The 25,905-nt window shown below is 47.4% G+C and carries 28 protein-coding genes; 5 read left to right on the plus strand and 23 right to left on the minus strand.

All coding sequences use genetic code 11. The annotated features are described in order from the left end of the window. Nucleotides 1–230: 230 nt before the first annotated feature. From SOI44_RS08195 to dtd, 14 genes are all read right to left on the minus strand, one after another. Nucleotides 231–602 carry a helix-turn-helix domain-containing protein gene (locus tag SOI44_RS08195; protein ID WP_331348728.1) on the minus strand — a complete coding sequence of 124 codons (372 nt, stop codon included), beginning with the start codon at nt 600–602 and terminating at the stop codon, nt 231–233. Nucleotides 603–839: 237 nt separating this feature from the next. Further along, nucleotides 840–1,418, minus strand: a complete 579-nt coding sequence (locus SOI44_RS08200) for a phosphoribosyltransferase family protein (RefSeq protein ID WP_331348729.1) — start codon at nt 1,416–1,418, stop codon at nt 840–842. 9 nt (nt 1,419–1,427) lie between these two features. Beyond that, nucleotides 1,428–2,489 (minus strand): NCS2 family permease, encoded by a 1,062-nt coding sequence (locus tag SOI44_RS08205; RefSeq protein WP_331348730.1) that lies wholly within the window; start codon nt 2,487–2,489, stop codon nt 1,428–1,430. A gap of 223 nt (nt 2,490–2,712) precedes the next feature. Continuing rightward, entirely contained in the window at nt 2,713–3,522 is an 810-nt protein-coding gene (locus SOI44_RS08210; protein ID WP_331348731.1) for a hypothetical protein, read from the minus strand. 48 nt (nt 3,523–3,570) lie between these two features. Further along, nucleotides 3,571–4,077 carry a GNAT family N-acetyltransferase gene (locus tag SOI44_RS08215; protein WP_331348753.1) on the minus strand — a complete coding sequence of 169 codons (507 nt, stop codon included), beginning with the start codon at nt 4,075–4,077 and terminating at the stop codon, nt 3,571–3,573. A 36-nt stretch (nt 4,078–4,113) separates the two neighbouring features. Further along, nucleotides 4,114–4,437 carry a cyclic-di-AMP receptor gene (locus tag SOI44_RS08220; protein WP_108774835.1) on the minus strand — a complete coding sequence of 108 codons (324 nt, stop codon included), beginning with the start codon at nt 4,435–4,437 and terminating at the stop codon, nt 4,114–4,116. Between the two features lie 72 nt (nt 4,438–4,509). Further along, nucleotides 4,510–5,175, minus strand: a complete 666-nt coding sequence (locus tag SOI44_RS08225) for a hypothetical protein (protein WP_331348732.1) — start codon at nt 5,173–5,175, stop codon at nt 4,510–4,512. Beyond that, the gene (locus SOI44_RS08230) at nt 5,159–5,713 is read right to left on the minus strand and encodes a TetR/AcrR family transcriptional regulator (protein WP_331348733.1); all 555 of its coding nucleotides are present in this window, start codon (nt 5,711–5,713) and stop codon (nt 5,159–5,161) included. Before SOI44_RS08230 ends, SOI44_RS08225 begins: the two co-directional genes overlap by 17 nt. Nucleotides 5,714–5,930: 217 nt before the next feature. Next, on the minus strand, nt 5,931–6,263 hold the full coding sequence (locus SOI44_RS08235; protein ID WP_331348734.1) for a type II toxin-antitoxin system RelE/ParE family toxin: 333 nt from the start codon (nt 6,261–6,263) through the stop codon (nt 5,931–5,933). Continuing rightward, complete coding sequence (locus SOI44_RS08240) at nt 6,250–6,492, minus strand: hypothetical protein (RefSeq protein WP_331348735.1); 243 nt, start codon at nt 6,490–6,492, stop codon at nt 6,250–6,252. The genes SOI44_RS08235 and SOI44_RS08240 overlap by 14 nt, the downstream gene beginning before the upstream one ends. A gap of 183 nt (nt 6,493–6,675) precedes the next feature. Continuing rightward, nucleotides 6,676–7,776, minus strand: coding sequence for a redox-regulated ATPase YchF (ychF, locus tag SOI44_RS08245; RefSeq protein ID WP_331348736.1), 1,101 nt, complete (start codon nt 7,774–7,776; stop codon nt 6,676–6,678). A 3-nt stretch (nt 7,777–7,779) separates the two neighbouring features. Then, complete coding sequence (locus SOI44_RS08250) at nt 7,780–7,983, minus strand: DUF951 domain-containing protein (protein ID WP_108774831.1); 204 nt, start codon at nt 7,981–7,983, stop codon at nt 7,780–7,782. 4 nt (nt 7,984–7,987) lie between these two features. Next, entirely contained in the window at nt 7,988–8,851 is an 864-nt protein-coding gene (locus SOI44_RS08255; protein ID WP_331348737.1) for a bifunctional 5,10-methylenetetrahydrofolate dehydrogenase/5,10-methenyltetrahydrofolate cyclohydrolase, read from the minus strand. A gap of 24 nt (nt 8,852–8,875) precedes the next feature. Next, complete coding sequence (gene dtd, locus SOI44_RS08260; protein ID WP_331348738.1) at nt 8,876–9,322, minus strand: D-aminoacyl-tRNA deacylase; 447 nt, start codon at nt 9,320–9,322, stop codon at nt 8,876–8,878. A 181-nt stretch (nt 9,323–9,503) separates the two neighbouring features. On the opposite strand from dtd, the gene SOI44_RS08265 reads away from it, so the two are divergent. Both SOI44_RS08265 and SOI44_RS08270 read left to right on the plus strand, forming a co-directional pair. After that, nucleotides 9,504–10,667: a C40 family peptidase gene (locus SOI44_RS08265; protein WP_331348739.1), complete on the plus strand. Its 1,164-nt coding sequence runs from the start codon at nt 9,504–9,506 to the stop codon at nt 10,665–10,667. 115 nt (nt 10,668–10,782) lie between these two features. Continuing rightward, entirely contained in the window at nt 10,783–11,925 is a 1,143-nt protein-coding gene (locus SOI44_RS08270) for a C40 family peptidase (RefSeq protein ID WP_331348740.1), read from the plus strand. A gap of 130 nt (nt 11,926–12,055) precedes the next feature. Here SOI44_RS08270 and SOI44_RS08275 read toward each other — a convergent pair whose 3' ends face one another. From SOI44_RS08275 to SOI44_RS08310, 8 genes are all read right to left on the minus strand, one after another. Further along, nucleotides 12,056–12,286, minus strand: a complete 231-nt coding sequence (locus SOI44_RS08275; RefSeq protein ID WP_331348741.1) for a hypothetical protein — start codon at nt 12,284–12,286, stop codon at nt 12,056–12,058. 94 nt (nt 12,287–12,380) lie between these two features. Further along, complete coding sequence (locus tag SOI44_RS08280; RefSeq protein WP_331348742.1) at nt 12,381–13,088, minus strand: aspartate/glutamate racemase family protein; 708 nt, start codon at nt 13,086–13,088, stop codon at nt 12,381–12,383. Then, nucleotides 13,085–14,320 (minus strand): carboxylate--amine ligase, encoded by a 1,236-nt coding sequence (locus SOI44_RS08285; RefSeq protein ID WP_331348743.1) that lies wholly within the window; start codon nt 14,318–14,320, stop codon nt 13,085–13,087. The genes SOI44_RS08280 and SOI44_RS08285 overlap by 4 nt, the downstream gene beginning before the upstream one ends. A 12-nt stretch (nt 14,321–14,332) precedes the next feature. Continuing rightward, on the minus strand, nt 14,333–16,180 hold the full coding sequence (gene asnB, locus SOI44_RS08290; protein WP_331348744.1) for an asparagine synthase (glutamine-hydrolyzing): 1,848 nt from the start codon (nt 16,178–16,180) through the stop codon (nt 14,333–14,335). Nucleotides 16,181–16,278: 98 nt separating this feature from the next. Further along, nucleotides 16,279–16,620 carry a phage holin family protein gene (locus SOI44_RS08295; RefSeq protein ID WP_331348745.1) on the minus strand — a complete coding sequence of 114 codons (342 nt, stop codon included), beginning with the start codon at nt 16,618–16,620 and terminating at the stop codon, nt 16,279–16,281. 11 nt (nt 16,621–16,631) lie between these two features. After that, the gene (locus SOI44_RS08300; RefSeq protein WP_331348746.1) at nt 16,632–17,774 is read right to left on the minus strand and encodes a hypothetical protein; all 1,143 of its coding nucleotides are present in this window, start codon (nt 17,772–17,774) and stop codon (nt 16,632–16,634) included. A 20-nt stretch (nt 17,775–17,794) separates the two neighbouring features. Further along, entirely contained in the window at nt 17,795–20,347 is a 2,553-nt protein-coding gene (locus tag SOI44_RS08305) for a heavy metal translocating P-type ATPase (protein ID WP_331348747.1), read from the minus strand. 110 nt (nt 20,348–20,457) lie between these two features. Next, nucleotides 20,458–21,237, minus strand: a complete 780-nt coding sequence (locus tag SOI44_RS08310; RefSeq protein WP_331348748.1) for a MurR/RpiR family transcriptional regulator — start codon at nt 21,235–21,237, stop codon at nt 20,458–20,460. 112 nt (nt 21,238–21,349) lie between these two features. Here SOI44_RS08310 and SOI44_RS08315 point away from each other — a divergent pair, with 112 nt between their 5' ends. From SOI44_RS08315 to gltS, 3 genes are all read left to right on the plus strand, one after another. Beyond that, the gene (locus tag SOI44_RS08315; protein WP_331348749.1) at nt 21,350–22,162 is read left to right on the plus strand and encodes a PHP domain-containing protein; all 813 of its coding nucleotides are present in this window, start codon (nt 21,350–21,352) and stop codon (nt 22,160–22,162) included. Nucleotides 22,163–22,266: 104 nt separating this feature from the next. Then, on the plus strand, nt 22,267–23,214 hold the full coding sequence (locus SOI44_RS08320) for a TAXI family TRAP transporter solute-binding subunit (protein ID WP_331348750.1): 948 nt from the start codon (nt 22,267–22,269) through the stop codon (nt 23,212–23,214). Continuing rightward, nucleotides 23,211–24,389, plus strand: a complete 1,179-nt coding sequence (gene gltS, locus SOI44_RS08325; RefSeq protein ID WP_331348751.1) for a sodium/glutamate symporter — start codon at nt 23,211–23,213, stop codon at nt 24,387–24,389. The genes SOI44_RS08320 and gltS overlap by 4 nt, the downstream gene beginning before the upstream one ends. 32 nt (nt 24,390–24,421) lie before the next feature. On the opposite strand, the gene SOI44_RS08330 is transcribed toward gltS, so the two are convergent. Then, the gene (locus tag SOI44_RS08330; protein WP_331348752.1) at nt 24,422–25,726 is read right to left on the minus strand and encodes an ATP-binding protein; all 1,305 of its coding nucleotides are present in this window, start codon (nt 25,724–25,726) and stop codon (nt 24,422–24,424) included. Nucleotides 25,727–25,905 lie beyond the last annotated feature (179 nt).

Below are 25,905 nucleotides of genomic sequence, written 5' to 3' on the forward strand. Positions count from 1 at the left end.
TGTGCCAATTGTTTCACCATCCATGGAATTCACCTCACATGAATGAAGATAATCAACCAGCTTAACATTACTGTACATGAACAAGTACAGTAGCCACAGAATTCACCAATTTGTTAATATGTCCCTCAGTAAAAGTCAATATTGGAAAATATAGTTGATTTTCTAGTCCGACTTTTTTCCGTATATACAGCGCATAGCGCTGAATATCCGTCCGTGATAAAGGATTTGCCTTAATACAATTCATTCTTATTATCCTCCGATAAGATCTTTTTAATCTTTTCTACTTGGTCATCATCAATATCCGAAAACTTGCGTGCAAAAGAAATAGCTAACTCCTTTCTTGAAAAACTTGCATCAGAGAAATTCATTTCGACTGTCTTCTCAGAAGCAGCTATTGCTTTAGTAAAATCTAATGTTTGTTCATCACTAAGTTTGTATATTTCGCATATTTTCCTGTTCCAATCCGAAGGCATTTTCTTTTTTCCATTTTCTACAGCAGATAAGAATGAAGCTGAAACCCCCAGCTTATCAGCCATATCCTTTAGGATTTCTCCATGATCAATACGCACTTTCCGCAAAAATTTACCCACGCTCGTCAGCATCCTTTCACACCCTCCTAATCACGCAGCATCATATTAACATATTTGTATAATATTTCAACCGTTTGGTTTATTTTTTCTACACCATGCTTTTTTTGACCTGCATATGTAATTTGCTTGAAATTTCCTGAATGCATTTAGGGTTGTATATGGCATTGATTACCAGCAGTTTTACATCATTATCAATACATTTGTTGATATATTAAAAGCAGAAGGCATCAATCCCTCTGCTTGTAAACGTCACTCAATCGGCTGGAATGTGCCTGCATTGTCCTTCTTGAACAATGGCAGCTTTTCCAGAAAGAGAATATCTTTTCGATTAGCGGCATCTCCTTCTGCCAGTACAGCTGCCTTGCATACAGGCTTTGCACCGGCCTTGATGGCAAGATCTTCAATTGCCTGCAGAGATTCCCCTGTGGAAATCACATCATCAATCAGGCAGATTCTCTTTCCCTTTAACAGTTCGGCATCATTGCCATCCAGATACAGCATCTGCGGCTTGGCAGTGGTGATGGATTTCACTTCGTGTGATACCACATTCTGCATGTAGCTCTTCACACTCTTTCTCGCTACCACAAACTGCTGTAAGCCAAGCAGCCGGCTGACCTCATATGCCAGGGCAATACCTTTAGCCTCTGCTGTTAATAACTGTTCAACTGGTCCATATGCCTGAATCTTTTCCACAAGCTGTCTGGCAGCAGCCTGAATCAGTTCGGTATCACTGATGATCACAAAACTGGCAATGGCGGTATCCTCACTGATCGGGATGACCGGCAGCTGTCTTGTGACACCTGCCACATGCAATGTATACGTCTGCATTTTCTCACCTCAAAGGCCTAGGAATCTTGCCGCAACACCGGCAATCATGCCAAAGAACGGATTGGTGACAGCTGTGACGGTCATGGTCAAAGCACCAACAGCCGGCGCACTGGCAAGAGCAGCCGGGGCATCCAGAGCAACTGTCTTGAACACGCCAAGTACAAACAGGAAGCCGGCAATGGAAGAAGCCGGGACGTACTTGCCGATCTTAGGCAGTAAGCCAGAGAGAAGGATAATGCCGATGGCAGCCATCATGGCAACACCTGCCCATACAGCATGCGGTGCTGCTGCCGTGGCGGAGATGATGGATTCAACCGGAGCCCCGCCAAAGAAGGAGGAGCACATATCAGCCAGAGAAGAAATGAAAGTCAGCTGGTCGACATTGTAGTGAGCAGTACTTGCCATGCTTGCAGTGATGGAGCCAAAGGATATGTTAGAGCCGATATTCAGACAGGCAATGCCAAGGGCACCGAAGATCACATTCTTATTGATGGCAAACTTCTGATGCTTGAAGTTATCATCCACAACCGTGATCGTCTTCTGTTTTCCTTTTTCAAAGATGGCAGAGGCAATGCAGGATGCGACAACAGAGATCAGGATGGTATAGACAAGTGAATTGGAACTGCTGCGAACAATGACATATGTGATCAGCGCTGCGGCCAGTGATACGCCGCCGGCAATCTTGTCTTCCTTGATCATGTCGATAGCTGTCTTGGAAAGCATGATGCCGACACCTGCCATCATGCCATTGGCAATGTCACTGCCGATGAAGTCAACAATCTTTGTCAACGAGCCGGTCAGGCCGACAATGGCCATGATCACGCCGCCAATGAAGATGATGGTGCAGGCCTCAGAACGATTCTTGCCCGCCTTGCCGGCATAGGTGATCGTCTCTGCCTGGAAGGAAATCGGCGCCACGTTCTGGGTGATGGTGTTGCCAATGGCACCGACAAAGAAGGCCAGTGCGGTTGGAATGCTGGCAAAGCCAAGGCTCAGTGCAAGCAGACCCTGTGGAAGGCCATTCAGCACCACGCCAATGACAGCCAGTATATCCGTAATAATACTGCTCATAGTGTGATATCCCCTTTCATGTATCTTCATTCATCAAACGATGAAGTGAAGCCCCTGAAGCAAAAAACATTCCGAAACACGCCATAAGCATTTCGAAATGATACCTTGTTCTAACATCATTTCACACGATGCACAAGTCCTTTTCCGGCATCTTGAAAATCTGTTTCAGAAAAGCACGAAAAAACAGGCATTCTGTAATAGAACGCCTGTCCTGCATGATTCATTAACCAATCTCAGGAATCAATGCCGCAATCGTATCCGCATCCAGCTTGTTGTCTTCTCGGGTCAGGATCTGATAATAATAGCCGTGAGACGACCAGGTGGCACTCTGGACAAGATCATCCTGTCCCTTTTCTGTTACTTCAATGCCATTGACATCCACAATGTTGGACTGGCGGTATGTATTGGTATCCGCTGTTTCCAGATCATTCCGCTCACACTTGTGCAGAATGTACTCAACCGTACCATCATCATCGGTATAGCGCACATCATAAATGTAATCCTTGACAATCCAGTATTCCTTGTTGGAAACACCATTGATACTGTCAGGCACCGCAAAGGTAAAGTTGGCACTCTTGTCGGCCTGGGACGGTGTTTTCAGCTGCACATAGATGTAGCTTCTTCTGCCGCCGATGCCCCAGTCTTCCGGATCCATGATCAGACTGCCATTCTGCCTTAATACCATGGCAAGCACACCAACACAGGCCACGATCACCACAATGGCAGCCCACAGAGGAACACCCTTCTTCTTGGATTCTGTTTCAGCCTTTGCAGTTTCTGTCTCTTTGGTTTCTTCTGCCGGTTTTTCTTCAGTTTCTTCCTTTGTGTTTTGTGCTTCTGCCACTGCTGGTTTCTCATCCGTCTCAGATGCAGTGTTTTCTTCCTCTGGCTTTTCTGTTTCCGGATTTACCGTCTCATCTGTTTCCGGCTTTGTTTCTGCAGCTGTGTTTTCTTTTGTGTCTGCACTGTCGGCAGCTTTGGAAGCAGAATCCTCTTCCTTGTTCATTTCTTCTTTGTTATCTTCATCCATCATGTATCAATTGCTCCAATAAATTTGCTGTGTCTTATTGTACATGACTTTTCACTTCTGTGCATCCAGTACCTTCTGACCAGCCATACGCGGCGAGCCATCATCCATCCAGACAGTTCCACACCATACAAAGCCATTCTTTTCCATCAGATGGCGCATGTTTGCATTCTTTTCATGGGTATCCATGCGCAGATTGAATATACCTCTTTCCATGGCTTGCTTTTGGGCATATTGAATCAATACACTGCCATAGCCTTTGCCTCTGCCTGCCACTGCGGTTCTATGAATCACGCCATACGGTTCATCATTTAGCCATTTTCCCTCAATCTTGCGATAATGCGGATCATCCCCAAACAGAATTGCTGTTGTAGCCACGATCACACCATCATCCACCAGCACATAGCTGCCATGCGCTGCCATATCCTTTTCAATATCTTCTTTTGCCGGATAGTTTCCCTGCCACTGCGGATTGCCGGCTTCCTTCATCCATTTCTTTGCCTGGGCATAGATCTTCATCACAGCGTCCAGATCTTCTCTTGTTGTCTGTCTGACTTCCATCACATAAAAAGAGCGGTTCCCCGCTCATTCCTTTCTTTACAGTTTCTTGAACTGCTCGACATCCAGTACGAAGATCGTAGCCCCGCCGACCTGCACTTCAACCGGGAAAGAAGCATACCGGCCGATGTCATAGCTCGCTGTGCTTGGCACAATCTCCGTGCGGCGCTTTGCCTCAGAGCCAATCACCTCAATGCACTTGTCAACCAGATTGTCCTCTGTACCAACAATCAGCGTCGTATTACCGGCTCTCAGAAAGCCGCCGGTCGTCGCCAGACGGGTCATGTAGAAATTATTCTTGGTCAAAGCAGAAGAAACGGCTGAAGCATCATCATTAGAAACAATAGCAAGGATCAGTTTCATTTCTCTTACCTCCTGTTGTGATTATTTTAGCACTAGTTGCAGGCGATTGAGTGACCAATGCGTGAGAATTGTCTATAGAAGTTTCAATCCCATGACAATCATCCATACATAGGCAAGCGTCTTAGGCATCATCAGGGCACCAACCGTTGGATATTTATTTGCCAGCATCGTCACCGGCAGATAGCAGCCAAAGGACAGCAAAATCGCCCAGGTCATATGGCTCATACCGGTCTGATAAAACAGTACCATCATGATGGCACCGACAACCGTGAAGGGAATGTTGCGGTACAAAGACCAGCGCAGACTGCCTTCGGGATGAAACCAGTTGTTCTGTGGAAACAGACACAATACCATGCGCACAAAAGCACAGGCAAACAGTACAAATACGACTTTTGTCGAAGCCAGATAAGCCGGGAACATCTCGGTCCAGATCATGAACAGGATCAGGTAGAAGACAGTCATCGTTTCCGAAGTAATGGCCTTGCCTAGACCCAGCCAGAAATCACTTTTTTCACTTTTACCAAACAGATTTACCTTGATTCTTGGCACAAGATGAAACGCATCTCCGCCGCCAAGTACCAGAGCCAGTGCCCCATACAGTTCAAATACCACTCTGCCATCCGCATTCTTGAGAAAAAGAATGCCTGCAATCAGATCAAACAACAGGTAGCACACATCAAACACAGACTCAAAGATTCCCATTGCCTTTGGTCTGAACTTCTCATTTGTTTCTTCCATAGTTACCTCCATAGGCATATGCATTCACAATATCCAACACCATGTCACTGTCAAAATGATTCCGCAGAACCATGCCATTGATCACATCCAATAGATGCGCCGCATAGCGCACAGAATCAATCCCAGAACGGATTCCAGCGTCATTCACGATGGCATCCAGCAGCACCTTCTGCAGCCCTGCCTCCATATGTGCCATTGCACCTTTTGCCCCCTCTTTTTTACCAAACACCATGGCATGGCTGGCAAAGAAACTGGGATAGGCTTTCTGTCCTGCATCAAGATCCTGCACAATCAGGTCCATCGTGTCATACAAAGAAAGATGCCGCATCTTTTCCAATGGCAGAATTTCCTGCCACACCGATGCCACGCAGGCCATGACCAGAGCCTCTTTGCTTGAAAAATAGTTATACAAAGAGCCAAGGGCAATGCCCAGCTGTCCTGCCACCCTTCTGGCATTGACGGCCTGGATACCCTCTGTCTGGACAATATCCCGGCACACCGATAAGATTTCTTCTTTGCTGGTTACACTGTGATTCATATGTTTCTTTCAACTTGAACATTGTTCATTATAGTCACTGCAAATCTGCAGTCAAGAGATACTCTTTACTTCCAGTAATATTATTTTTTTCATAAAGATACCAAAATTTGGGAGTCAAATTTCTACTATGGGAAAAGCTGAAATAGAAATATAGCCGTTGAATAAGCAAGCTCAACGGCTGTAGACATTCAAGTGGTTATCCTTTTACAAGTTAAGGTCAAAGCTTTAACTGTCCTTCAAACTTTCTCTCATAATCTTCACTTTCATGGAATATAGCCTCGACTACTACAGTAGATTTATATATCTTATAGATTAATAGGTATTGATGATGCCTTAAATGAATCTTTCTGTATCCACGATCAGCTAAAATTCTTCTTTTACATAACCCCAAACTTCCCGCCACTGTTTCGAGTTGATCCGCAGTATTCATGGCATCCAGATACACCGCGTCTGCTGCAGATGGATTGTCTTTTTCTTCCAGTATGTAATCCACAATGTTGTCAATCATCTTAAGCGCAGTTGGAGTGATTAGGACATTAAATGAATCCATGCATCTTTCGAGCCTCCAATATCGCCTTTTTCATGTCCATGGCTTTCCCGTCGTGGTACTCAGCGTCAGAATGCTCGAGAATCGATACGAGTTCATCATCAGAGAAAGAGGCAGAAGGATTAGATGGCTTAGATGCTCTTAACTTGTAACGTGCAAAGCTTAATACTTGCTTACGTGTTGCTTCAGGCATATTCTCCATAATAGCCATTGTTTCAGCAATTGTACTCATTCTTCAACCTCCTTTTTTGATACTATTAGTTTAACTGTGACAGCCTGCCTTATCAAGAAAAGAGGTATGTTATAGCATAGATTATCGAAGCGCCTGATCGCAAAGTACGATAGACATAGTGCAATAGAACGCATGAAAAAAGGCAGACTGTGCTGCCCTTTGCATACATAATCATACGATTGATCAAACATTGAAGCGGAAAAAGACAACATCGCCATCCTGCATCAGATAGTCCTTGCCTTCCACACGCAGCTTGCCATGTTCCTTGAGAGCCTGCTCACTGCCATATTCCATCAGATCATCATAGCTGTATACTTCTGCCTTGATAAAGCCTCGCTCAAAATCTGAGTGGATGATGCCGGCACACTGGGGTGCCTTCATACCCTCATGGAATGTCCAGGCACGGCACTCTGGTTCACCAACCGTGAAGAACGTTCTTAAACCAAGCAGATGGTAGGCTGCCTGAATAATCTGGTCGAGACCTGACTGTTCAATGCCAAGATCATCCAGGAAGGCTTTCTTGTCTTCCTTATCGAGGCCGGAGAGTTCTTCTTCCATCTTGGCACAGATGGCAATGCAGGAAGAACCTTCCTTGTCCGCAAATGCCTTGACTGCCTGATAGTACTTGTTGGAGGCAGGATCACCAATCTCTTCATCCGACATATTGGCTACATAGATCACCGGCTTGCCTGTGAGAAGACCATAGTTCTTCAGATTCAGCTTATCATCATCATCCAGATCCAGCAGACGTACCGGCTTGCCTGCTTCCAGAGCTTCCTTAAAACGAGAGAGAGAATTCATCTCCTTCATCGCTTCCTTATCCTTGGTCTGAGCCTTCTTGGCAACCTTGCCAATGCGGTTCTGCACCGTATCCAGATCGGCCAGGCAAAGCTCCATGTTAATCTCTTCGATATCACGGACCGGATCCACACTGCCCTCAACATGCTCGATGTTATCATCATCAAAGCATCTGACCACATGCACAATAGCATCGGTCTGACGGATATTGGCAAGGAACTGGTTGCCAAGTCCTTCACCCTTGGAGGCACCCTTGACAAGACCTGCAATATCCGTGAATTCAAATGTCGTATAGATTGTCTTGCGCGGATGGAACATGTTCACAAAGTCATCCATTCTCTTATCCGGCACTTCCACCACACCAACATTCGGCTGGATCGTCGCAAAAGGATAATTCTCCGCCAGCACCTGGCTGTTTGTAATCGCATTGAACAATGTTGACTTGCCCACATTCGGCAGTCCGACAATACCTGCTGTTAAAGCCATCTCTTACTCTCCTTCTTCTGAAGAAACGTGTTCCACAACCTTCTTCAGCTTCTTCTCAAACTCATGCCGCGGAAACATTACCACAGCCCCGCATCCCTGACACTTGATCTTGATATCCGCTCCCATGCGGATAATCTTCCATGTCTTTGCCTTATGGCAGGGATGTTCCTTCTTCATCTCGACAATATCATTGAGCCCGTATTCCATGTTATCATCCCACTTTCAGCCGATAGGAACGCATCGTATTCATCAGCAGTGCACAGATCGTCATCGGACCCACACCCTTTGGCACCGGTGTCACCATGCTCACATGCGGCAGCACATCCGCGGTATTCACATCCCCGCATAAATGACCATCTTCCCGGCGGTTGATACCCACATCTACAACATAGGCACCTTCTTTGACATAGGTATGGTCAATCATTTCCGGCACGCCGACCGCTGCCACCAGAATATCCGCTTCCTTTGTAATCTCGCGCAGACTGCGTGTATGACTGTGGCAGATGGTCACCGTTGCATTGCGGTCCTGCAGAAGTCTTGCCACGGGATTACCCACCAGCCGGGATCTGCCGACCACAACTGCCCTGGCCCCGTCAATTGCGCATCCCATCGCATCCAGAATGGACAGGATGCCAAGCGGCGTACATGGTGCAAAACACGGCTCTCCGGCATACAGACGGCCGACATTCAGCGGTGTTAAGCCATCCACATCCTTGCCAACATCAATACAGAAGATGGCATGATTGGCATCCAGATGATCCGGCAATGGCATCTGTAACAGAATCCCGTCACAGCCCGGATTCTGATTGCAGGCAAAGATGACATCCTCCAGACCTTTCTGAGAGATGTCGGCAGGCAGATGGTGGACGACATTTTCAATGCCGACAACCTCACATGCCTTCTTCTTGCCGCGGATATAGGAAAGGGAAGAAGGATCATCCCCGACCAGAATCGTATCCAGGCGAGGCACCCGCAGCCCATTGGCACGGTATCCTTCCACTTCCTCTTTCATCTGTCTTTTCAGCTTCTCTGACAGCAGGCTGCCATACAAAAGCTTTCCTTCACAGCATTCCATACACAAACCGCTCCTTATTATACATCAGAGCGTGTTGGAATCGAGAACGATTGTCACTGGGCCGTCATTCAGCAGCCGTACCTTCATATCTGCACCAAAAATTCCTTCCTGCACATCAAAGCCATAACGGCGCATCACTTCATTGAAGTACAGATACATCTTCTTTGCATGATCCGGCTTTCCTGCTCCGGAAAAAGACGGCCGGTTGCCCTTGCGGCAGTCCGCATACAATGTAAACTGCGAAATGGACAAAACAGAACCGGATACCTGTTCAAGATTCAGATTCATCTTGCCGTTTTCATCCTCAAAGATCCGCAGCTTTGCAATCTTATCTGCCATCTTGTTCACAACCGTTTCATCATCGCTGTCCGCAATGCCGACAAGGATCATATAGCCCCTGCCAATCTTTCCGTGTACACTTCCATCGATCGTTACCGATGCCTCACTTACTCTCTGTATTACTGTTCTCATGCGTCAATTTTCACCTCTGTGCCCCATTTTTTCAAGTCTGCAGGCACAAGCCATTTTTCAAATATTTGCAATACGACAATTTTGTGAGTATGTCCGGATAATACGCTTTCATTGTGTGAGTCACATGTGAAATTTTAAGATTTTGTTGCAAGGCATGTTTTTTGTGTGTTTAACTACCGCCATGCGTACAAATACAAAAAAACGGATGGCAAAGGCTTTGATTCCCTTTGCGGCTGCCGGCCTGATGGTCTTTGCAGCACCGCTGCATGTCTTTGCGGCAGATGAAACAGCCACACAGTCTCTGGCTGTCTATTCCATTGACATCAATGATGCCAGTGCCATGGATACACTCAAGCAGCAGGCCATTGACAGCTATGTCAAAGCAAATGGCTCTGTGAAGAAAGATGATATTGATACGGCTGCCAGCATCATCAGTGTGGATGGTCTCAGCCTGAATCACACCGGTCTGCAGACCGTTTCCATTTCTCTGCAGCCCGCTGTTTACAGCAATGCGGACCATACGGCCAGCACCTTGCAGACAGCCTGGACCACAAGTGCTGCGGTCACGGTTACTTCCAGCGGTGCGCCAAGAGTGATGCTGAAACAAAGCTCTGTTACCGTCGACTACCAGTCCAATTTCAGCTATGCCGACAACATTGCCATTCTTTCTACAGAAAGCGGTGCCCTGCCGGTCATTCAGGAAAGTGACAATGTCGATGTGAACACCGAAGGTACATACACCTGCACGATCACTGCCATTGATGAGCGCGGCAATAAGACAACCGTATCGTATGATGTGGTTGTCAAAAAGCCGGCCGAAGTGATCCGTGCGGAAGAGGAAGCTGCTGAGCAGGCACAAAGAGAAGCAGAAGAACAGGCCGCCAGAGAAGCTGCTGAAAAAGCTGCCGAGGAAGCCGCTGCCCAGCAGGCTGCCCAGGCTGCCGCAGCCCAGGAAGCTGCAGCACAGACAGCAGCCGTCTCCACCAATGTGGCTGCCAATCCAACCGGTTCTTCCATTGCGGACTATGCCCTGCAGTTTGTCGGCAGTGCCTACGTCTATGGTGGATCTTCTCCATCCGGCTTTGACTGCTCCGGTTTCACCCAGTATGTCTATGCGGCCTTTGGCTATTCCCTGCCAAGAACATCCTATGGTCAGGAAGCCTCTGGCACAATCGTTTCGGTATCCGATGCCCAGCCGGGTGATCTTGTCACCTACAATGGACATGCCGGTATTTACATTGGCAATGGCCAGATGGTCAATGCCATGAATCCTACCCAGGGTGTGGCAGTGTGCTCCATCTATGCCATCACCAACGGGAACATGTTAATTCACAGAATTGGATGATGCCCTTACATCACAGTCCGCAAAAATGTATGTGCGGGCTGTTTTGGCTTATTCTTCACCAATCCTTCACACAGCGGGGTTGAAATGGAGGGACGATACGGTTAGACTTTGAAATATGGCGACAACAAGAAAACTTTTAGCAGCTGCAGCTGGCACTGTCTTCCTGCTTCTCAATGCCTCACCGATTTATGCGGATAATTCCAGCACAGGAACAGTGAATACAGACACCGCCAGTCTGCGCATTTATGAAATTGATATGAATGACCAGAATCCTCTGGCCACCCTCAAACAGAAAGTGATCGAAGAAAGAGCCGGCTATGATGCGGCTGTCAATCTGAACAACATCAATATGGATGCCTCTTCGATCTATACCGATACCTTCGACCGTACCAAAGCAGGCCTGCAGAAAGTCAATATTTCTGTCTCCCTGGTAAGAAACAGTGATTCCACGGTTGGCTATGACTTTACCGAATATGCGGCTGTCAAGATGATCTCACCTTCCGGCCCGCAGGTGATCCTGAAACAGCCATCCATTACCCTGGATCTTGGCACGGCTTTCAACTATGGTGATAACATCGGCTACGTTTCCTCAACCGGCGGCAAGCTGCCTGCCATCAAGGAAACAGACAATGTGGATGTCAATACCGAAGGCACTTACACCTGCACGATGACATTCTATGATACTTCTGGAAACAGTTCCGAAGTATCCTATGATGTCACAGTGAAAAAGCCGGTGGAAGTTGTCAGAGCTGAGGAAGAAGCCGCGGCTGAAGAGGCGGCCAGACAGGCCGCAGATGAAGCTGCCCGCAAGGCACAGGAAGAAGCCGAAGCACAGGCTGCTGCAGCCGCTCAGCTGCAGGCACAGCAGGCTGCCTCTTTAATCAGCAGCAGTTCCACAACTGTCAACACAGGCTCAGGCAATTCCATTGTCGAATTTGCCATGAGTCTGATCGGATCCAGATATGTCTGGGGCGGCACTTCTCCGACAACCGGCTTTGACTGCTCTGGTTTCACCCAGTATGTTTACAGCCAGTTCGGCATTTCCCTGCCAAGAACATCCTATGGACAGGAAAACGCGGGTACACTCGTCTCCGCATCCGATGCCCAGCCAGGTGATCTTGTCACATGGAATGGACATTCTGCCATCTACATCGGCGGCGGCATGGTCGTCAATGCCATGGATCCATCCAACGGTGTCAAGGAGTGCAGTATGTATGCCATCTCCAATGGCAACATGCAGATCCACAGAGTAAGCTGATCACAGCAATAAATGCATGAATGAAAGAGTATGTTCACAAAGCAGGTGACATACTCTTTTTCATTTTCCATGCAAAAAGACAGACCTGTCACAATGGATGGATCTGTCTTTTTCACACATCTTGGCTCATTCAATTCTGCTTGGTCTCATCCTGTCTGTACTTCTGCAGAACAATATGCAGAAACACCGTCAGAACACCCATACACAGCAGCCAGCTCATACTGGTAAGATTCGTGATACAGCTGTATACACTGGCACATTCAGACAGCAGCACGCATGCCAGCAGTGTCATCAATACCATGCATACAGCTTTGAACAGCGAATGACTGCCATTTCGTATCAAAATATCTGTTCTTTTCATATGTATGATGATCCCATAGAAAATCGAGAACAGACAGTGCCAGAACGTCACAAAGGCAGGCAGAAGTGGTACTTGACAAGAAAAAAGACATCTTTCAGAGATTGCCCTGATAGATGCCTCCGCATGTTGTAACACAGGTTTTGACCAGTGCATCCATGGCATCCAGATACCATGGATCACTTAGTTCTGCATAATTGTTTTTTAATACGGATAGTTCTGTACATGCCAGAATGACGGCGTCACAGCCCTTTGCTTTCATATGACTGCAGATATTCAGGAACAGGCTGAGATCCCCGCGCTGTCCCTTCTTGATCTGGTCATAGATGATGTGCATGACACCTTCCTGATCTTCCTTGTCAGGATAGACACAGGTACAGCCGTTTCTTCTGAGGGCTTTGCCATACAGGTCATTCATCCTGGTGCCATCTGTTCCCAGTACGCCGATGGTTGTACCGACTGTTTTTGCACAGGCAGCGGCTTCATCAATCATCGAGATGAAATGGCCGCCCATCATTGTATTGAAGCGGTCCTGGAACACATGGCTTGTATTGCATGGCACAGCCAGATAATCACAGCCGCAGTCTTTGAGCATCTGTACATCCTTTGCCATAATGGCCCAGAGCTCTTCTGTTTTTCCTGCTTCAATGCTGGCAGTGCGGTCAGGAATATCCGCATGCGACCACAGCAGGATGTTCAGATGATCCTGATCCTTCTCTGCTTTGGTTGCCTGGGTAAGCTTGAGATAGAACACTTCACTGGCTTCAGGCCCCATCCCCCCGATGATGCCAAGTGTCTTTTTCATTTATCCTGCTCCGATTTGGGGTAATACTTTGCAAACTTGCCATACTGACGGCGCAGCTGTTCCTTCACAATCAGGAAACGCAGCGGATTGTGCATTTCATCATAGCGGTATTCCAAAGAAGAAGAACTTCTGCCGATCTTCTCCAGATGTCTTGCCTTCTCCACCAGATCCTTATCCTCTGTATATTTGAAGGCAACCGGACTTGGAATCAGATGCCAGTATGTCTCCTTCGTGCATACCTGCAGATCCTCACCCGGATCCTCATATTTCTCCACAATCAGCTTGGCCAGGTTCAAACCAGCACCGGTCATATAGTAATTGGAGCGGCCCTGTCGCAGGTTGATCTCAAAGATGTAGAAATTACCGGTATTGCCGTCTTCCTTGATATCAAAGTTGGAGAAGCCGGTATAGCCAAGTGTTTCCAGCATCTTGCGGATCTGCTCCGCCATCGGGAATCTGGTCACATCTTCCGTTACAATGGCCGCATGGTTGCCAAGTCCGGTCGGAGTATGTTCCTCCACCATCGTATGGCCAAGGCACATTGCCCTTACCTTGCCTTTGTTGTCCGAGAAGCAGGTCAGTACACGCATATTGCTGTCACCGCCGGCTACCATCTTCTGCAGGATCATCTTATCGGTATAGCCATGGCTGTAGATCGTCTTGACGATATCCACAGATTCTTGAGGAGAATGAGAGACATAAACTTTCTTCATGCCCTCAAACTCATGACGGAAATATTCTGCTGAGAAAGAAGGCTTGATGATGATCGGATAGTCAAAGCCAAGCACATCGGCCTGTACTTCTTCAAGCTGTACCGGTCCTGTTTTGACAACAGTCTTCGGATAGGGAATGCCAAAGCGGTCACATTCCTGATAGAACTCTGCTTTCTTCTGGATCTCCTGATAAATATCCTTGGGCGGCATCGGGCAGTGATAGCGCGGGAATCTGCTGTGCAGACGAATGAGCATATCCGCATACTGATCTGTGCATCCCATCAGATACAGCTCACCATCCGGATGATCTTTATCAAAGTCCTGCAGCAGCTTCACAACCGTCTCATCATCTTCCAGATCCGGAATGGCTGTATAGTGCAGAATTGAAGAATACATGGTCGGGGCCATCTTATAGCGGCCAAAGCAGTATGCCTTGACACCATATGCCTCATGAAAAGCACGGGCCAGATTATAGCAGTTGAGATCTGCCCCCAGAATTACCGGAATGATCTTTGTCATCATTGCCTCCTATCACGCTCCAAAGAATACTTTATGCCATGTCAAAAACGTCCAGGCCGTCCAGATCTTTCTCTGGTTCATCGCACGTCCATCCTTGTGATCATTCAACAGCTTCACAAGCTTGTCTGTATCAAAGTACTCATTGGCCACATCACTCGTGAAATCCTCACGAATCTGTTTGTACCACTTATCTTCCTTGACCCACTCACGAATCGGCACCGGGAAGCCCTTCTTCTTGCGGAAAGCCCACTCCTCAGGGATCTTCGTACTGGCAGCCTTGCGGAATACATACTTGGTATCAATATCATTGATCTTATAATCCGCCGGAATCTTAGCAGCCTCTTCCACCACATAGCGGTCCAGATACGGCACCCGCAGCTCCAGAGAACTTGCACAGGACATCTTGTCTGCCTTGAGCAGAATATCTCCCGGCAGCCACAGATGGAAGTCAAGATACTGCTTCTTTTCCAGCTCAGAAAGATCCTTTACTTTATCATAGATCGGCTGGGTGATATCTCTGACACCAGGTCCCTGGCGGTAGGCAGGCTTGAGAATATCATAAGCCTCTTTCTCAGAGAACACTCTGGCCTGGCCGATGAAGTAATCCTCCGGCCGGCCGGTGCTTGCCAGAATCATGTCATGGCCCTTGAAGTATGGCAGATGGCGGACCACATCCGCAGCCAGAATCCGCATGCCCTGGGGCAGACGCTTGTACTTCTTCATCATGTCATACTCGTCATACCACTCATAACCCGCATAAATCTCATCGGCACCCTCACCTGACAGAACAACGGTGACATGCTGGCGGGCAAGCTTGGCAAGGAAATACAGCGGTACGCTGGAAGGATTGGACTGCGGCTCATCCATGTGATACTGGATATCCGCAAAGGCCTCCATGCAGGCATCCCCATCGAGCTCCTCACGGAAATTCTTCACATGCAGAAGAGAACTCAGACGGCCGGCATCTTCGGTCTCATCAAAATTCTTGGACGGGAAGCCAACCGAGAACGTATCCTCCGGCTTGAGTTCCTCAGTGATATAGGAAGAATCCACACCGCCGGACAGGAAAGAGCCAACCGGCACATCAGAAATACGGTGTGCCTTGACGGTCTCTGCCACCCGCTTGACAATTTCTTCAGCAACCTCATCCATGGAAGCCGTTGTCTTCTTAGAGAAATCAATATCCCAGTACTGCTCGATATGCATCTGGCCATCCTTGAAAATAAACCAGTGCGCAGGTTCCAGCTTGTAGGTTCCCTTGAAGAAGGTTTCATCCATGGCGGAATACTGGAAAGTCAGATACGGACGCAGCGCATCCGGATTGACTTCCTTGTGCCAGGCAGGATGTTCCAGGAAGGATTTGATTTCAGATCCAAAGATCAGATTGTGATTGTCCAGGAAGGAATAATACAGCGGCTTGATGCCGAAGTAATCTCTGGCACCATACAGCAGGTTCTTTCTGGTATCCGCAATGACAAAGGCAAACATGCCGCGCAGCTTCTCAGCCAGATGCTCGCCCCATTCCTCATAGCCATACAGCAGCACTTCGGTATCACACTTGGAACGGAAATGATATCCCTTCTTCTCCAGGATTTCCTTCAGTTCCATGAAGTTGTAAATCTCACCATTGAAGACAACCACAACCGACTTGTCTTCAGAGATCATCGGCTGAGCACCGGCTTCACTGAGATCGAGAATGGAAAGACGGCGGAAACCAAGCGCGACGGCATTCGCGTCACTGTCACCATGGACCCAGTATCCTTCCATATCCGGTCCTCTGTGCCGGATGCGCTCCGACATCTTCTTAATCATATCTTCACGGCCATCATACATGCCCGTAAAACCTGCAAATCCACACATAAGGGGTTCCTCCTTGTAAAGCACAACTTATTATACGGCACGCATCAGGGATGCGCCAACTCCAATACAGGCCAAAACAAAAACGGCAGAAGCCGTTTTTACTCGCCGATGATCCAGTTTAACAAAGTATTGAAAATTGTCAGCAGGATGCTGGCAAGAAATGCCGATCCAAAGCCATCCAGATAGCAGCCCGGCGTCACACTGAGGGCAATGACCAGAATAAAGGCATTGATAAACAGCGAGAAAATGCCAAAGGACAGAATCGTCACCGGCAGTGACAGCACCTTCAGGATTGGCTTTAAGGTCGCATTGAGCAAAACCAGCACCAGTGAGGCAAAGGCCATGGCCTCTACACCGGAAAAGGTAATGCCGCTCATCGTATTGTCAATCAGCCAGAGAGAGAGAAAATTGACAAACCATCCAATCAGAAACTTACGCAAAATGTACCTCCTTATGCATGCGGCTTGATCAGCCGTGATGCATACTTATATACAAACAGCAGGACGGACACAACCGTCACCACTGTACACACAATGCCAAACACATTTGTTTTCTTTGCGGCACTATCACTGCTGACATCTTGCGAAGTAGTCTTGGTCAATGGGAACCTGCCCATCTCTTCCCCGTTCATCGAAATCACAAGATAGGCACGGCAGTCCGAAGCACTTGTTTCATCCATGACTTCAATCGATGTAGTCAATGCACTTTCATCCGCATCCTTTGCCATCAGCACAGACAGATCTGAACTCAAGGCAAAGCTCACATGCACATTGGTGCCATTATCCATGATATCCAGCTCTTTGGTGCCAACGGCATCCTTGGTAATGGCAACACTCTTGAAGTTGTTATAGCCATCATCCAATAGCTTTGTCAGATCCGCAAAAGCCGTCTCTTCACTGTCAGCCTGCATCACCGCCGCCGTTAACCGTGTCCCATCACGGGAAGCACTGGCCACTGCCGAAACACCCGTATCATCCTGCCAGTAATAATACCCATCCAGACCATCATAGGAATACACATCCCGTGACACAGTGGAATCATCCGACAGTGTATACGAAGATGCCCCATAGAGATCTTTAGCACTGGTATCCAATGCTGCACCAAGCAGGCCAAGATCATGGGCCGTTGTCACCTGGGTATCATCGGCTGCCCCGGTCACATTGGCAAACACAGTCTTTGTCATCGATAAGGCAGCTGCCTTATTATTGAGCAGCTTGATGCCATCTTCCCCCAGCAGTGACAATGCACAGGAGGCATCCTGATAGCCGCCGATCAATGCCTGTGCCCTTAAATCCGCCACGGCATAGCTTTTCTTGTTTTCAAGACCTGCTGCCTTGTCAAAGCTTTCATCCTTGTTCTGAAACGTCACTTTTTCTTCATTGCTGTCATAGGACACCAGCACATTCATGGCAATGGCCATGGCCCTGGCAGGCACCTGTGTCTGACTGTCTTTTTCATACAGCACAGAACCGCTGCCGGTATCCATCAGCACCGCATGCGGGCTGGCTATTTCCATATCATCCGCATGCACTGGCAGAAACGTAAAAAGGCATGCCGGAATCAATATCGCTTTTAGCAGATTCTTCTTATGCATGCCTTTTATTATAGCCTGTATTATGCTTTGCGGGCAATACGCAGCAGACGCAGTGAGTTCAGCACGGACAGCATCGCCACACCTGTATCCGCAAAGATCGCCAGCCACATGTTGGCAATGCCAAGAGCACCAAGCACAAGGCAGACCAGCTTTACCACAATGGCAAAGACAATGTTCTCATTGGATACCCGCAGAATTCTTCTGGCTGCGGAAATAGCAAGAGATACTTTGGCAGGATCATCATCCATGATGACAACATCAGCGGCTTCAATCGCCGCATCGGAGCCAAGCGCCCCCATGGCAATACCAGTATCCGCAGCAGCCAGCACCGGCGCATCATTGACACCATCGCCGACAAACGCTGTCACACCCTGGTTATGAATCGCCTGTACACGCTCTACTTTGTCGGCCGGCATGCAGGCACCATAGGCCGCATCTACGCCGAGTTCTTTGCCAGCCAGATCGGTAATGGCCTGGTTATCGCCGGAAACAATCATGACCTTTCTGCCCATGGCATGCAGATCAGAGACAGCCTGCCTTGCCGTCGGTTTGAGCTGATCGCGCAGCACCAGAGCGCCAAGATAGTTTCCATCTTTTGCCACATAAACAAGCGTGCCAGGCTCATTGACTTCTTCAAAAGCAATGCCATTGTCCTTCATCAGCCTGCCATTGCCAGCCAGCAGATGATACCCTTTGTAGTCAACGGCAAGACCGCGGCCGGCAATCTCATTGACATTGCTGAGATCACTTTCTGAAATCGTGCCCTTGAAGCCAGCCTTGATACCTTTGGCAATCGGGTGGTTCGAGTAGTATTCCACCGCACTGGCAGATTCGAGAATCTCATCCGGATTTTCACCAACAATCTTTTCAACCGCAAACACACCGCTGGTCAGAGTACCGGTCTTGTCCATGACGACATTTTCTGTTTTTGCAAGTGCCTCAATCAGGTTGGCACCCTTGACCAGAACACCTCTGGAACTCAGGCCGCCGATACCTCCAAAGAAGCTCAGCGGAATGGAAATAACAAGAGCACATGGGCAGGAGATAACCAGGAATGTGCAGGCACGATAGATGCCTTCCTGCACGCCATAGCCCATCAAAGAGACAACAATGGCTGTTACTACGGCTGCCAGAACAACTGCCGGTGTATAAATACGGGAGAACTTGGTGATGAAGTTTTCTGCCTTGGCCTTGTGGGCATCACTGTTTTCCACCAGATCCAGAATCTTTGCGACGGTGGAATCACCATAGGCCTTGGTCACTTTGATCTCCAGCACGCCGTTTTCATTGATGGAGCCGGACAGAACATTGTCATTGACATCCACATCTACCGGTTTACTTTCACCGGTTAAAGAAGCAGTGTTCAATGATGCCGCACCAGCCACCACAACACCATCCAGCGGTACTTTCTCACCCGGCTTGACCTGTACAATATCACCCGGATTAACCGCAGAAGGATCCACCTTCACCCATTCACCATCCTGTTTGACCATGGCATAGTCAGGACGGATTGCCATCAGAGAGCCGATGGATTTACGGCTGTGGTCAACTGCCATATCCTGGAAGTATTCACCAATCTGATAGAACAGCATGACACCAGCTGCTTCCTTGAAATCACGCAGATAGATCGCCGCAAAGGTCGCCACTGTCATCAGGAAATGTTCATCAAAGATCTGGCCATGGCCGATGCCGCGGAATGCCTTGAGGATGACATCATAGCCAAGTACAAGATATGATGCCAGCCCGGATACAACGGCAAATGCACCATGGGTAACAAGCGAAAGCACAAACAGAATGGCACCAATGATTAACCTGATCAGCATCTTCCGGCTGTCTTCCTCTTCTTCCTCTTCTGCCTTTTCTTCTTTCTTTTCATTCAGAACAGATACTTTGGCATCCGGTTCGTTTCTGGCGACTACCGCACGCATTTCCCGCTCAATACGGCTGGCATCCTTAACATCCGCCGAATAGCTGAGCCGGCAGTTCATGAAGTCAAGGGCCACATCAGAAATGTCATCAATCTCAGCAATCTTCTTTTCCAGCTTGGCGGCACAGTCTGCACAGTCAATATCGGTAATGGAGAAGACATAGATCTTCTTCTGCTCTTTTGCCTGATCCACGATGCGCGCATCCGGTTCTTCACTGGCCGCAATACTGCGCACCTCTTTCTCAATACGGGCATCATCATCCTTACGGCATGTATAGGACAGTGATTCCTTGAGAAAGGACAGCTTCACATCCTGAATCCCTTCAATCTTCCTGAAGCTTTCTTCCAGCTTGTCTGCACAATCCTGGCAGTCAATGCCGGTAATGGCAAACTTCCGGGTGATGTTTTCTTCCTCATCCCTGATCTCAGCCTCAGGCTCAACGTCCATGATGACATCCTTGATCTTTGCCTTCATCTCTTTCTGCTGCGAAGGATCACAGTCATAGCGCAGCGTATGTGACATAAAGGACAGAGAAACATTGTCCAGTCCCTCAATACCGGCTACGGCTCTTTCCACCTTGGCTGCACAGTCGGCACAGTCTGTAGTGACATCCAGCTTGTATGTTCTTAATGCATGCTCGCTCATATCCATATCCTCTTGTTTTCTTTGTCAAACAGTTGAACAACTGTTCATATGTAAAGTATAGTCGTTCTACCATTCACGTCAATACAATGCATAAAAAAAAGATGCCGGCATCATGCTTTGCCAGCATCCAGATCAATCTTGGGATCGATCTTCTTGATCCGATCATTCTGCCGCAGCAGTTCCTGCCCCAGGTACTCAATGCCATACAGCATGGAGATGCCGCTGGTCAGATCATAGGTCTGCGGCAAGAGAAACCTTGGCATGGTAATGGGAAGTGCCACCTCTGCCAGACTTGCCAGGGTGGAATCCGGATTGGAACTCATGACCACAAGATGGCTGCCATACTTCTGGTTCAGCTTTGCCTGTTTGACCAGTTCCCGGTTTTCACCGCTTTCCGATAGCATCAGGATCAGATGTTTCTGTGTATTGCCAAGCCGGGGTGGATAAAACACGTCTGTAACGGCAGTGGCATAAAAGCCGGCATTGGACAGATAGCGGGCTGCATATTCCGCCAGGGCACCGCAGTTGCCGCAGCCCATGACCGTCACAGCATCACTTTCCAGAATCATCCTGACTGCTTTCTGCCAGGGATCGTTGTCCTTCTGGATCTTGTCAACGGTTTCCTGCAGGGCAGAAACAGTATAGCCGGCACATGTATTCATATCCGGCATCTGCTGTTCATATGCCTGAATCCTGCTTAAAAACACAGGATAGGAGGCACAGCCAAGCTTCTTATACATGCGGGCAACGGTTGCCGTTGATGTATTGGTCTCCTGGGCCAGCTCACGGATATTCATCGATACTGCAGCCGTAGGATGTTCAATGACATACCGGAACACGCCGCTTTCATTCTCGTTCAAAGAAATAATCTGTTTATAGCCAAATAACATACAGGCATCTTATGTCTGTTCACATAAAATTGCAAACAGGAAAAAGATACATTGCTGTGTGCTTGACGCAATTGCCAACTGCATGTATTCTCCCCCTTAAGAAAGGATAACGATGATGATTGAGCGCAACTTTCATACCCATACAAGCCGCTGCGGCCATGCCGTCGGCAAAGATGAAGACTATGTCAAGGCTGCCATTCAGGCAGGTGTCAAAGTGCTTGGCTTCTCAGATCATGCCCCATACAAAGATCCAGAGCCAACCGAAAGAATGAATATTGAGCAGGTGGATGATTACTTTTCATCCATTACAGCATTGAAAAACAAATACAAGGACCAGATTGAAATCCATGTCGGCATGGAAGTGGAATGTTATCAGAGTGAGTGGGAAACATTAAGGAAGTGGAGAGAGCGCAGTGAGTACTGCATTCTTGGCCAGCACAATCTCAGCTATAGCGGAAAAAGTTCCTATGATCTGCTGACAAAGAAAGAGCTGGATGCCTATACAGACCAGATTGAATATGCATGCAGGCACAACCTGTGTGATTATATTGCCCATCCGGATGTATGCATGTGGTCCTATCCGGTGATTGATGAAGGTGTCAGGCAGATTGCAGCAAGAATTGCGGTTATTTCCAATACGTACCACATCCCCCTGGAGCTTAACTGCGGCTCTGGTGTGCGCTATGGTAAACGGGAATACCAGGATGGTGAGCGCTATGCCTATCCGGTCCGTATCTTCTTTGAAGAATTTGCAAAGAAAAACTGTGATGTCATCATTGGCATGGATATCCATGATCCAAACCTGTTTCTCACAGATGAATACCTGCACAGAGCATTATCTGTGATTGAAGGACTCAACTGTCACATTCTTGACAGCTATGATCTGATCAGTGAAGCATCCCGCCGCAAGAAGTTATTCTTCTAAGGTGCGATGCTTTTTCTTTGATTTGTTACAGCAGCCTATCCTGCTCTTTCCATCAGAAATACAATCTGCCTGTGCTATAATCTCACCGCTTAAGGGGGACATGCATGAAGAAAACAATCACAGCTGCCATCATAGCCGCCACTCTGATACTCAGTGGATGTTCTGGTAAAACATCACTCCGGTTTGGCACGGCACCGCAGGGTGGTGTCTATTACAGCTTTGGCACCAAACTGGCAGAGCTGATAAAAGAAAAGGATCCTGACAGTCAGATCAGTGTGCGCTCCACGGCCGGATCTGCTGCCAACTTACGGCTGTTATCAGAAGGATATATCCAGATCGGCATTGCCCAGTCAGATCTGATCAATGAGATGTACTATGCGGATGACAGTGCCGCTACGGATAATGCAAAGACATATTCTGCCATTGCCTCTCTGTATACGGAAGCTGTGCAGATTGTGGTGTGCAAAGATTCTGAGATTGCAAATCTCTTTGATCTGCAGGGAAAGAAGGTTTCCATCGGGCAGGAAGAAAGCGGCACAGAGCGCAATGCCAAAGAGCTTCTGGATGCGGCAGGCCTGCAGGAAGGTGATGTGACCACACTGAATTACGATTATGAAGATGCCATGGACCATCTGTTAAAGAAGGATATTGATGCCATGTTTGTGACCGCTGGGGCACCTGCCCAGATTCTCAAAGAACATGAAGATGAGATTAAACTGCTGTCTTTGGATGATGATATGCGCAGCCATATTCTGGCCCTGGCACCAGGGCTGGAAGAAGTGACAATTCCTGCCGGTACATACAGCAATGAAACGGATGTTGATACGGTTGGGGTACGGTCTGTGCTTGTGGCATCCAATGAAACATCCACAGATCTGATCTATGACATGACAGACATACTCTTTGAAAATACAGAGGATCTGCAAAGCAGTGTCAGTGTAGATCTGAATCTTGATCCCCATGAATCTGTCAAAGGCATCACGATACCCTTCCATGAAGGTGCCTTGAAATGGTATGAAGAGCACGGCATTCATGCGGAGGCGGCACAATGATCTCACTGACACTTGACCGCTATCAGACCATGGCAATGGCTGTTGTTGTGCTTGCCTTTGGATCCTGGCTGAAGAAAAAGATACCGCTGCTGGAGCGCTTCTGCATTCCTGCTCCGGTTGCCGGCGGACTGGTCTTCTCCATTCTTACCTGTATCCTGTATGTCATTGGCATTGCCGAGATTTCCTTTGACAGCTCCTTAAGTGAAGTGGCAATGGTTCTCTTCTTTACGTCCGTCGGCTTTCAGGCCAATATCAAGGTTCTCAAAGAAGGCGGAAAGGATCTGTTTCTCTTTCTTGTTCTGGTCATTCTTCTAATTACAGCCCAGAACGGTGTGGCCGTTGGTCTTTCCCATTTGCTGCATATTGATGCATTGATTGGCCTGTGTACGGGTTCGATTCCGATGGTTGGCGGCCATGGCACAGCCGGTGCCTTTGGTCCGGTTCTGGAAGACTTCGGTATTACCGGTGCCACAACGATTGCGACCGCTGCTGCAACCTTCGGCCTGATCATGGGTTCCTTAATGGGCGGCCCTCTGGCCAATGGTCTTATCAATAAGAAACATCTGCAGCCAAAGGAAGATGCATCCCATCATGAAAACATGCAGGAAACAATCAAAGGGCTTGAGAATTATCCCAATGCCGTGTTTGAACTGATTGTCTGCGCTGGCATCGGCACCATTCTGTCCTGGCTGTTATCCAAAACAGGCATGACCTTTCCAATCTATATTGGTGCCATGATTGCGGCTGCCATCTTCCGCAACATCGCTGAAATCTCCGGCAAGATTGCCATCCACACGGAAGAAATTGAATCCTTTGGCAGTATCTGTCTTTCCATCTTCCTTGGCATTGCCATGATTACACTGAAAATCTGGCAGCTGGCAGACCTGGCTATGCCATTGATTATTCTGCTGGTAGGACAGACTGTACTGATGTTTGTCTATGCCCGGTTCATCATTTTCAAACTCATGGGCAGTGATTATGATGCGGCAGTGATTGCGGCAGGTGTCTGCGGCTTTGGTATGGGTGCCACTCCCAATGCCATGGCAAACATGCAGGCAGTCACTGAAAAGCATGGCGAAAGCATCAAGGCATTCCTGCTCATCCCGATTGTAGGCTCCCTGTTTGCGGACTTCATCAACTCCCTGATCATTACCATGTTCATCAATCTGGTATAAGGAAACGATTGATTATTTCATAAAAGCATCTCTCAGCAGGAAACAGCTCCTGTAAGCAGAGATGTTTTTTCCTGCAGCAGAAACTTCCAAAGTGGCAAAACCCGAATCACATGTTTCTCATCCAATGAAATCATGTCTTCTTCTTCATACGTTACAATCAGCATATTTTGAATCAATTCAGGTGAATACTTCAAAGCAAGGGAAAAAGATCTTACTTCTCTTTCCTGCGCATCCTGCAGAGAATAACACACCTGAATTGCCGTTTTGCTTTCCGGCAGATAGAAATCAATATCCACACCTGTTTGTGATGATTTAAGATAGTATATTTCCTCTGCACAATTGCGTTTCAGCATGACTGCCACAGCATTCTCCAGCAAAGCTGAATCTTTATTCACAAGGAACAAAGATAAAAAGCCATTATCAAAGAAATAGAAACGTGGTATTCCTTCTTTTTCAGAGAATTTAGAAAAGAAATTTCTTGTACGAAACAAAAGGTAAGCATTTTCCGCATAACCTGCATATTCAATCATGGTATCTGTTGTGCACCTGGCACCGGCAGCTTTGACATTACCCGCAAGTGATGAAAATGAAATTTCATGCATAACAACTTCGGCGATTTTCTTTACCATCAGCCGCAGCGCCATCTTATTCTGAATTTTTTCTCTCTCTCCGATATCTCCGAGTATCACTTTTTCATATACACTCTTGATATACTCTCTGGGCTGGTCCATCTGCTGTGCATCAGGAAGGCCGCCAACATGAAGATACCTCTCACAGGCAACTCTGATTTGTGCACTTTTTACAGTTGATAGCTGCGCCGCATCAGAGCTGTCAATTTTCTTAAACCGCAAAACCTCTCTGAAAGAAAATGGCATGATCATCTTTGACAAATATCTTCCGCCGAGAACCGATTCCATTTCATTACTCAGCATTCTGGCATTACTTCCAGAAATATATACACGATGGTGATGATCTGCCATTCTTCTTGCAAAATGCTCCCAGCCTTCATTATTCTGAATTTCATCAAAGAAGTAAATTATCGTTTTCCCATTTGCAAGTTCATTTGCAGCACCAATAACATCATTAAAATCTTTCAATTCGAAGCCAAGCAGACGGTCATCCTCAAAATTCAAATAGCAAATCTGTGACCAATCCATCCCATCTCTTACAAGATTTTTTGCAAGTGAATATAATATTGTAGATTTTCCACCTCTTCGCAGTCCAACAAGAATATAATTCGCATTTTTTTCAAATTGATAATCACGGGGAATAATCTGAAAACTCTGAATATCTTCCAGCTGATCAATGATCACCTGCTTTATGATCGAATGATTCATATCATTTCTCCTTCTTAGGTCAAACCCATTTTATCATGTATACATTATATATAAGATACTATTTTTATATTTTATCTTTTTCATTCGATGTTTTTTTATATTTATATCTTAGCTTCCAGAAATATTATCCCTTGAATGCTTACAGCCGTTGAGCTTGCTTACCCAACGGCTGTCTTTCT

This window comes from Lactimicrobium sp., assembly GCF_036453465.1.
GTDB lineage: Bacteria > Bacillota_I > Bacilli_A > Erysipelotrichales > Erysipelotrichaceae > Bulleidia.